Origin of the sequence: Amycolatopsis sp. SID8362, from assembly GCF_010550475.1 — a bacterium.
GTDB lineage: Bacteria > Actinomycetota > Actinomycetes > Mycobacteriales > Pseudonocardiaceae > Amycolatopsis > Amycolatopsis eburnea.
This window is the reverse complement of sequence record NZ_JAAGNB010001013.1, coordinates 1-8925: the sequence shown is the minus strand read 5'-3', so window position 1 is coordinate 8925 and position 8925 is coordinate 1. Positions and strand designations below refer to the sequence as shown.

Sequence of the window (8925 nt, the reverse complement as noted above, 5' to 3'; positions counted from 1 at the left end):
GGGCATCCCGGCGCCGACCGGCGGCGTGACGCCCCCGCCGGTGTACGGCCAGCCGCCGACGACCACCCGGCCGCCGACGACGATCCCGACGACGTCCCCGCCGCCGCTGGTTTCGCTCCCGCCGTTGCTGCCGGGTCTGCCGCCGATCGTGATCGGCTGAGGTCCGGGCCACACCTGCGCCGGGGCGGTGGGCGGCTCGCTACGCTGTGCGAAGGACCGGACTTTCGCCGGGACGGGGCCGGACGTGGGCAGACGTGGAGGCGGTGTGCGTGTCAGCTTGGCGTGGCAGGGATAAGAGTCAGGAGCTGGAACGGCTCGCCGCGCTCGCGGGCGAGGCGTCGGCCGAGGCCGCCCACGCCCGAGTGGTTTCCGAACCCCCCGCCCCGCCCGCGCCACCGGACCTGACCGCGGCCGCGTTCTTCGACGTCGACAACACGATGATGATGGGCGCGTCGATCTTCTACTTCGCCCGCGGGCTCGCCGCGCGCAAGTTCTTCACCTCGTCGGACCTGGCCGGGTTCGTCTGGGGCCAGATCAAGTTCCGGCTCGGAGGCCGCGAGAACAAAGAGGACATCAAGACCCACCGCGAGCGCGCACTGTCCTTTGTGGCCGGCCGGACCGTGGCGGAGCTGACGTCGATCAGCGAAGAGATCTACGACGAGCTGATGGCGGACAAGATCTGGTCCGGCACGCGCGCGCTGGCCCAGATGCACCTCGACGCCGGCCAGCGCGTCTGGCTGGTGACGGCGACCCCGATCGAGCTGGCGGCGATCATCTCGCGCCGGCTGGGCCTCACCGGCGCGCTGGGCACGGTCGCCGAGACCCGGGACGGCGTGTACACCGGCCGCCTGGTGGGCGACCTGCTGCACGGCCGCGCGAAGGCGCACGCGGTGCGCGCGCTCGCGTCCCGCGAAGGGCTGAACCTCAAGCGCTGCACGGCTTATTCGGACTCGGCCAACGACATCCCGATGCTGTCCGCGGTCGGCACGGCGGTGGCGGTCAACCCGGACGGCGGCCTGCGCGACGTCGCGCGCGCCCGCGGCTGGGAGATCCGCGACTTCCGCACCGGCCGCAAGGCGGCGAAGATCGGCGTGCCCTCGGTGCTGGGCGCGGGCGCGCTGGCGGGCGCGGTGGCCGCCGGCATGGCCTACCGCCGCCGCTGAGACTCAGCGTCGATCAGCCGCGGAAAACCGACTTCCGCTGGGAAAGCCGCTGGTACAGGGTCTGCTGGATCGACTCGCGGACCTGGTCGGTCAGCTGGAACACCAGCATCGGGTCGTCCACGGCGTCCGGGTCGAACTCGTCCGTGCGGATCGGCTCGCCGAACTCGATGCTCCACTTCGTCGGCAGCGGGACCGCGCCCAGCAGGCCGAAGTGCGGGAAGAACGGCGTCACCGGGAAGTACGGCAGGCCCAGCATCCGGGCCAGCACCTTGATGTCGCCGAGCTTCGGGTAGATCTCCTCGGCGCCGATCACCGACACCGGGATGATCGGCACGCCGGCCTTCAGCGCGGCCGACACGAAGCCGCCGCGGCCGAAGCGCTGCAGCTTGTAGCGGGACGAGAACGGCTTGCCGACGCCCTTGAAGCCCTCCGGCCACACGCCGACCAGCTCGCCCTTGCGCAGCAGGCGTTCCGCGTCCGCGTGGCACGCCAGCGTCTGGCCGGACTTGCGCGCGAACGACCCCACCAGCGGCACCTGGAACACCAGGTCGGCGCCCAGGCCGCGCAGGTGCCTGCCGCCGGTCTCGTCGTGCACCGCGACCGCCGTCATCAGCGAGTCGAGCGGGATGGTGCCCGAGTGGTTCGACACGAGCAGCGCGCCGCCCGAAGCCGGGAGGTGCTCGACGCCGTGGGTCTCGACGCGGAACCACTTCTTGTACAGCGCGCGCAGCGGCGGCAGGAACACCGCGTCGGTCAGCTCGGCGTCGAAGCCGAACTCGTCGACGGTGTAGTCGCCGGTCAGCCGGTCGCGGATGAAGCCGAGCGCCGAGCGCGCGGCCGCCGAAAGGGGCTCGTCCGGGGTCTCCTTCTCCGCCCTCGGAAAGGCGACGACCGGCGCGTCCGCCCGCGCGGCTTCCTCCTCCCGGAGGTCTCGCTCGGCTTCCGGCTTCTCCCGGCCCGGTCCGTGCAGTGGGATGACCTGCGCTTCGGCACCGCCCACCGTCTCCGCCTCGCTTCCCAAGTCGTCCAAGTCGTGCGGTCTGGTCATCGGCTCTGGCCCGTCGCGGCGGCGACGAGCACCTTCCCGGCCAGGCCCGCCAGCTTGCCGCCGTCGAGCACCGGCCGGAGCCCGCGTCCGGTGATGTAGTCGTCGAACGCCTCTCGCGTGGTCCACCGCGGGGTGTACCCGAACTCGTTCTTCAGCTTGGTGATGTCGACGACCCGGCCGAAGTTCAGCAGCCGGACCTGGTCGGCGGAGAAGTCCACGACGCGCGCGCCGCGCAGGACCTTGCCGACCGACGGCACCACGCTCCGCGGCATCGGCAGCTCGACCCGGCCCGCGCGCCGGATCGCCTGCGACAGCGTGAGTACCCCCTCCGAGCCGACGTTAAAGACACCGGGCTGGTCGGTCAGGCTCGCGCGTTCGAGCACGGCCAGCGCGTCCGAAGAGTGCAGCAGCTGGATCCGGGCGTCGTAACCGAAGACCGTCGGCACCACCGGCAGCGCGAAGTAGCGCGAAAGGACGGTGTCGGTCGACGGCCCGATGATGTTGGCGAAGCGGAACAGCGTCGTGGTGATGTCCGGGCGGCGGCGCACGAGGCCGCGCACGTAGCCCTCCATCTCGACCGCGTCCTTCGCGTACCCGCTGGTCGACGTCGGGATGAGCTCGGAGTCCTCGGTGAACACCGCCTGCGAGCGGGCGCCGGCGCCGTAGACCGCCGCCGTCGACTTCACCACCAGCTTGCGGACCAGTGGCGAGCGCTGGCACGCGGCGAGCAGCCGCATCGTGCCGATGACGTTGACTTCCTTGATCGCCGTGCGGCGGCCCGGTCCGGCCGGGTGCGCGGTGCAGGAGGCGTGCACCACCGTGTCGACCTTGGCGGTGCTGATCACCTTGGCGATCAGCGGGTTCCGGATGTCCGCGCGGACGAACTCGGCGTGGCCCATGCGCTGCAGGACGGTCTTGTCCGGGGGAACCGTGTCGACACCGATGACCCGTTCGAAATCGGGGTTGTTGCCCAGCCGGGCGAGCAGTTTCCCACCCAGTTCGCCGGCGACCCCGGTGACGAGCACGATGTTCGACGGCATGCGACTCCCTGCGGCGTAGGGCGTGGTGGGGGTGGACGATCACCCGAAGTGCGCGGGCCTGCACTCACTGGAAGCATCGCGCGGACACCCCTGAGATGTTACCGCTCTTCAGTGGTAGCTCCGGGGTCTCTTACGTGCTATTAACCGCGGTTCCCCGGAAAGCGACGAAGGCCTCACTCGAACGGGGGGAACCGGCCCACCACATGGACGTGGCCCGTCCAGAGACTGGACGGGCCACGGTCACGCTCGGCAGGATTACTTGCCGGCCTTACGACGCTGAACGCGCGTACGGCGAAGCAGCTTGCGGTGCTTCTTCTTCGACATGCGCTTGCGGCGCTTCTTGATCACAGAGCCCATGGGCGCTCCTTAGGTCGTCGTCGGTCACGCTGCCCGGCGCAGCGTCCAACGGGTGGAGCGCACAGGCACGAGCGGTTTTCCAGGTTACCCGGCACCCGGTGCGGGCCGGTCGGCGGGCACGTCGTAAGGCGACGTGCCGCCGGCCGCGAGGGGCTTCACCCCACGTCGTAGTACGCGCCCTGGAGGTACTCGTGCACTGCTTTTTCCGGCACCCGGAAGGACTTCCCGACCCTGACGGCGGGCAGCTCACCCGAGTGCACGAGACGGTAGACGGTCATCTTGGAGACCCGCATCAGCGTGGCGACCTCGGCGACCGTCAGGAACTGGACCTGCCCGACTGCCGGCAGATCCTCCTTCTTGTTCGGCGACATGTTTACCGCGTCCTTCGACACGTGTCGCGCCACGAGGCTTCCCCACCTGTGGTATCGACACGCACGTGCTCTATCGAGAGTAGCGGGACTGGTGGGACTAATGCGACGCCTGTCACCGAGTTGGGCCCCTACCAGCGCTAACGCACAGGCACCCGCGCGTGCAAGACCTCGGGAATCGCCCATTACGGCGAATCCGGACCCGTGGTGCCCGGTTCGAGTGGCAGCCGCAGCGCGCGGACGGTGAACGAAATCGCGTGGTACCAGCCGCAGACGAGCAGCAGGTCGAGCGCGCCGTCTTCGCCGATCGCGTCCGTCAGGTCCGCCCAGGTGCGGTCCGCGAGGTCGTGGGTGGCGTGCAGCTCGTCGACGGCTGCGAGGACCGCGCGGTCGCTCGCGTCCCAGCACTCGTCGGCCGGGCCGCCGGTGGCGAGCGAGCGGATCTGGTCGTCGTGGAGGCCGGCCTTCTCGGCGAAGGTCGCGAGGTGCACGCCCCACTCGTAGGCGGCGCCGCAGAGCGCGGTCGTGCGGTCGATGACCAGCTCGCGCTGCCGGACGGTCAGCGCCGACTGCCGCGAGAAGTAGTACCGCCCCCAGTCCGCGACGCCCCTGGCCAGCGCCGGACGGCGGGCCCACACGCGGAAGAGCCCGATCGGCGGCCCGAGCCGGTCGAGCACCTCGGCCGTTCCGGCGTCGAACGGCGGCTCGAGCGGCGCGATCCGCGGCTGCTTCGATTTCAGAGGCATGTCCGGCACGCTAACATCGGCGCTTCGGAAAGGAAAGCAATTGACGACACCCCTACCCGGCCACCCGGTCCGCGGGTCCACGACCGGCCGCCCGATCATGGCGCTGCTCGACCTGCTCGGCAGGCGGTGGACGCTGCGGATCCTCTGGGAACTGCGCGACGACGAGTCGTTGACGTTCCGCGCGCTCCAGCAGCGCTGCGACGGGGTGTCGTCGAGCGTGCTGGCCACGCGGCTGCGCGAACTGGGCGACGCGGACCTGGTCGGCCACGCCGAGGGATACACCCTCACCGAGCAGGGCAGATCGCTGTTCGGGACGCTGGTCCAGCTCGACGCCTGGGCGGCGGACTGGCGGCCGCGTCAGCCTTCGTGAGCCTTGCCCAGCTCGACCGAGCGGTCCTTCGCGGCTTCGATGGCGGCCAGCAGCGCGGCGCGGACGCCGTGCTTCTCCAGCTCGCGGATGGCGTTGATGGTGGTGCCCGCGGGCGAGGTCACGGCTTCGCGCAGCAGCACCGGGTGCTCCTCGGACTCGGCGAGCATCTTCGCCGCCCCGACGGCCGACTGGATGATCAGCTGCCCGGCGAGCGCCCGCGGCAGGCCGAGCAGGATCCCGGCGTCGATCATGGCCTCGACCAGGAAGAAGAAGTAGGCCGGCCCGGACCCGGAGAGCGCGGTGACGGCGTCCTGCTGCCCTTCGGGCACCTCGACGACCTGCCCGACGTGCGAGAGCAGGTCCCGCACGACGGCGAGGTGCTCGGCCGTCGCGTACTTCCCGGCGGAGATGGCGCTCATGGCCTCGTTGACCAGCATCGGCGTGTTGGGCATGACCCGCACGACCGGCACGCCGTCGGCCAGCCGCCGCTCGTAGAGCGAGGTCGGCAGCCCGGCGCACAGCGACACGACCAGCGACGACGGCCCCAGCAGCGGCGCGAGTTCGTCGAGCACGGGCTCGATGTCCTGCGGCTTCACGGCGACGACGAGCACGTCGGCCTGCTTCGCGGCGTCTTCGACCTCGACGCCGCGGACGCCGTACCGGGCGGTGAGCTCTTCGACGCGCGCCGGGTACCGCTCGGTGAAGAGCAGGTCGCCCGGCTGGTGGCCGCCGTGCAGCAGCCCCGAGAGCAACGCCTCGCCGATCTTGCCCGCACCCAGCACCGCGATGACCGTCATGCGGTAAAGCGTGCCAAACGCGGCGGGCAGCCGTGGTGCCGGGGCGCGCTTGCCGTGAACGACTCGTTCAGCTCGCCGGACGCCAGGGCCCCGGCAAAGTCGGGCAGCACGGCCGATCCGCCCGTCCGCGACGACATGAATGAGTCATTCACTTCGCCAGACGACATGAATGACCCATTCACAACATCCCCGCGACGCCGGGCAGACCACACGGCCGGCCTGCGGCCGGTCACCCGCTCGCCGGCGCGACTTTGCCGGGACCCTGTCGCCGGACGCCATGAAAGGGGCGTTCATGGCGTCGCGGCCGGCGCGCAAGCCGAGCCGGCCGTGTCGTGAATGACTCATTCATGGCGCCTGACGACATGAATGAGTCATTCAAGACACCACCGCGAGCCGCGAGCCGCGGCCGAAAGGTCAGCCGCCGGGGGCCGGGGCGAGGCCCAGCTGGCGGGCCTGGCACACCAGCCTGCCCTGGGAGTCCACCACCGTCGCGTCCGAGTCGAACCACGACTCGTGCACCGACCTCGACTCCACCACCACCCGCAGCCACCCGGGCGCCGGCCGCGTGCGCAGCAACGCCGTCAGCTGCACAGTCGGGGCCCACCCGATGCGGCCCAGGTTCATCACCACCGGCGGGTTCACGTCCGAGGCCAGCAGCGTGAAGTACGGGTCGACCAGGCTGTGCCGCGGCCGGACCCACAGCCGCATGCGGGGCGGCTCGCTGGTGCGGCCGGCCAGGTAGCCCGCGGTCGCCGGGTCGAGGCGGACCTCGCAGCCCTTGGCCAGGTTGAACGGGCCCTCCGTGCTCTCCGCCATCGCCAGCGCGCCCGGTGGGGGCTCGGCCGGCATCGCCGGGACGTCCGTCCACTCCGGGCGGCGCATCGGGAGGCGGCCGGTCGTCACGCGCGCCTCGACGCAGCTGCGGCCGCGCTGCTCCAGGCGGACCTCGACGACCGTCGCGCGGCGGCCGACCTTGCGGACGTCCGTGCGCAGCAGCACCGGGCCCAGCGCCGGCGCGTGCAGGAACTCCGCGCTGACGACGAGGGGCTCCGCGTGCGGCTCCCCGCGTTCGTGCAGCGCGGCGATCGCCGCCTTGGCCAGCAGGGCCAGCAGGAAACCCCCGTGCGGGTGCGAGCCGATGGCCCACTCCGCGCGCAGCACCGCGGTGAAGGTGCCGTCCCCCAGCGACCGCGCCGCACTCGCCGTGTCGAAGGACGCGGCGGTGCCGTCCGTTCCGCTCACGAACGCTCCGTGCCGATCGGGGAATCCGGGAGGGGGACGATCAACGCGGGCGACGGGTTCACGGTCCGAACTTTACGGGTTGCACCGGCGGAAATGCAGGCGGGAGTAGTCGTGTCCTGTCGGAACGTGCTCGTTCATTGCCCGAGGTGGAAACGCGCGAACAAAAGCGCCTCCGCCAGATCGCGCACCCGCTGGGCCGCGGTGACCGCGTGCCGGGTGTTGATCTCCAGCACGATCTGGCCGGCGAAACCGCCGCTGACCAGCTTCTCGAGCAGTTCGGCGCAAGGCTGACCACCCCGTCCGGGTACCAGGTGTTCGTCCTTCGGGACGCCGGTGCCGTCCGCCAGGTGGACGTGCGTGAGGCCCTCCCCCATCCGCTGCGCGAGCGCCAGCGCGTCCATTCCGGCTGCCGCTGTGTGGGACAGGTCGAGCGTGTAGTGCCGGAACCCGACGTCCGTGGGGTCGATGGACGGCCGGAATGCCGACACGCGGGAAGTGCGCGAACCGCCGGGCGGCCGCACCTTGAACATGTTTTCCACGGCGATTTCGACGCCGCTCGACTCTTCCAGCTCGTCGACGAGATCACCGAACCCGTCGCCGTAGCGGCGCTGCCAGCGGAACGGCGGGTGCACCACGACCGTGCGGGCCCCGAGTTCGAGCGCGGCCTCGACCGACATCCGCAGCCGGACGACCGGGTCCGGCGACCAGATCCGCTGCGTGATCAGCAGCGACGGCGAGTGGATCGACAGCACGGGCACCCCGGTGCGGCGCGACCAGCGCCGCAGCGCCGAGACGTCCTGGCTGACCGGGTCGGCCCAGACCATCACCTCGACGCCGTCGTAGCCGAGTTCGGCGGCGAGCTCGAAGGCCGCGCCCGCTTTGAGCGGCCACACCGACGCCGTGCTCAGGCCGACCGGCACCGGCTTCTCGTCTGTCACGGGCGCCATCCTGCCTCGTGACCGAGGGTGCGCGACGCCGCCGGGCCGGTAGGGGGACGCGGATCACCGCGTCCCCCGCGGACGTCAGCGGCCGACGAGGAGCAGCGCGGCGGGTGACACCGTCACGACCAGGCCGACCAGCACGGCCAGCACCGTGGTCTGCAGGTCTTCGGCGCGGCGGATCTTCCGCACGATCCAGACCAGCGCGACGACCACCAGCAGCGCCGCGACCAGCGCCGCGGCCGGGATGTTCAGCCACAGCCAGTTGAAGCCGAGCCAGACGGCGGCACCGCCGACCACGCCCATTGCCAGCTGGCCGGCGAGCGCGAGCCACGCCTTGCCCGGCGACGCCGCGGCCGCGGGTTCCGCGACCGGCTCGGGTACGTCGTCGTACTCGTCGTCTTCGTAGCCGTGGCCCTGCTCGTAGCCGTAGTCGTCCTGCTCGAAGTCCGGGCCGTCGGCCGGGTAGCCGTCGGCGAACTCGCGCTCGTACGGCTCGAGGTCGTCCGGGATCGGCGCGCGCGACGCGCGGTCGCCGGGGGCGAACGGCATCGGCGGCGGGTACGCGCCGGTCGGCGGCCCCGCGTCGTAGGCGGCCTGGTAGCCGCTGCTCTCCGGGGCGAACCCTTCGGGCTCGAAGTCGTCCTCGGGGTAGCCGTCGCCGGGCGCGTCGGTGGGCACCGCCGGCATCACGCCGATCTCGGTGTCCTCCATCTGCTCCTTCTGCCGTCGCTTGCGCCAGTTCGCGAGGCCGGGCGCGGAGGGCTCGTCGCCCTTCTTCGACGGCGCGGGCGGCTCGTCGTCGGGCACCGCCGAGAACTGCTCGGTGTACGCCTCCGGCTGGGGCTGCGGACGG

10 protein-coding genes and 1 pseudogene are annotated in these 8925 nt (G+C 71.5%); 2 read left to right on the top strand and 9 right to left on the bottom strand.

Going from position 1 to position 8925, the window contains the following annotated elements; all coding sequences use genetic code 11:
• Positions 1–269: 269 nt before the first annotated feature.
• Entirely contained in the window at positions 270–1163 is an 894-nt protein-coding gene (locus tag G3I65_RS31875; RefSeq protein ID WP_163046793.1) for an HAD family phosphatase, read from the top strand.
• Between the two features lie 13 nt (positions 1164–1176).
• On the opposite strand, the gene G3I65_RS31870 is transcribed toward G3I65_RS31875, so the two are convergent.
• The 5 genes from G3I65_RS31870 to G3I65_RS31850 all read right to left on the bottom strand — a co-directional run bounded on the left by G3I65_RS31870 (position 1177) and on the right by G3I65_RS31850 (position 4722).
• Positions 1177–2211 (bottom strand): lysophospholipid acyltransferase family protein, encoded by a 1035-nt coding sequence (locus G3I65_RS31870; RefSeq protein WP_166640827.1) that lies wholly within the window; start codon positions 2209–2211, stop codon positions 1177–1179.
• Complete coding sequence (locus G3I65_RS31865; protein ID WP_160699383.1) at positions 2208–3251, bottom strand: NAD-dependent epimerase/dehydratase family protein; 1044 nt, start codon at positions 3249–3251, stop codon at positions 2208–2210. Before G3I65_RS31865 ends, G3I65_RS31870 begins: the two co-directional genes overlap by 4 nt.
• A 255-nt stretch (positions 3252–3506) precedes the next feature.
• Complete coding sequence (locus tag G3I65_RS31860; protein ID WP_007030867.1) at positions 3507–3608, bottom strand: 30S ribosomal protein bS22; 102 nt, start codon at positions 3606–3608, stop codon at positions 3507–3509.
• A 155-nt stretch (positions 3609–3763) separates the two neighbouring features.
• Positions 3764–3979 (bottom strand): helix-turn-helix domain-containing protein, encoded by a 216-nt coding sequence (locus G3I65_RS31855; RefSeq protein ID WP_013222402.1) that lies wholly within the window; start codon positions 3977–3979, stop codon positions 3764–3766.
• 182 nt (positions 3980–4161) lie between these two features.
• Entirely contained in the window at positions 4162–4722 is a 561-nt protein-coding gene (locus G3I65_RS31850; protein ID WP_160699382.1) for a carboxymuconolactone decarboxylase family protein, read from the bottom strand.
• Between the two features lie 40 nt (positions 4723–4762).
• On the opposite strand from G3I65_RS31850, the gene G3I65_RS31845 reads away from it, so the two are divergent.
• On the top strand, positions 4763–5092 hold the full coding sequence (locus tag G3I65_RS31845) for a helix-turn-helix domain-containing protein (protein WP_239071577.1): 330 nt from the start codon (positions 4763–4765) through the stop codon (positions 5090–5092).
• Here G3I65_RS31845 and proC read toward each other — a convergent pair.
• From proC to G3I65_RS31825, 4 genes and pseudogenes are all read right to left on the bottom strand, one after another.
• Positions 5080–5889, bottom strand: coding sequence for a pyrroline-5-carboxylate reductase (gene proC, locus G3I65_RS31840; protein WP_160699381.1), 810 nt, complete (start codon positions 5887–5889; stop codon positions 5080–5082). The genes G3I65_RS31845 and proC overlap by 13 nt on opposite strands.
• 414 nt (positions 5890–6303) lie before the next feature.
• Positions 6304–7131, bottom strand: a complete 828-nt coding sequence (locus G3I65_RS31835; protein ID WP_160699380.1) for a thioesterase family protein — start codon at positions 7129–7131, stop codon at positions 6304–6306.
• 134 nt (positions 7132–7265) lie between these two features.
• Complete coding sequence (locus G3I65_RS31830; RefSeq protein WP_166640826.1) at positions 7266–8078, bottom strand: sugar phosphate isomerase/epimerase; 813 nt, start codon at positions 8076–8078, stop codon at positions 7266–7268.
• Between the two features lie 75 nt (positions 8079–8153).
• Positions 8154–8925, bottom strand: a pseudogene (locus G3I65_RS31825) (hypothetical protein); the annotation flags it as partial.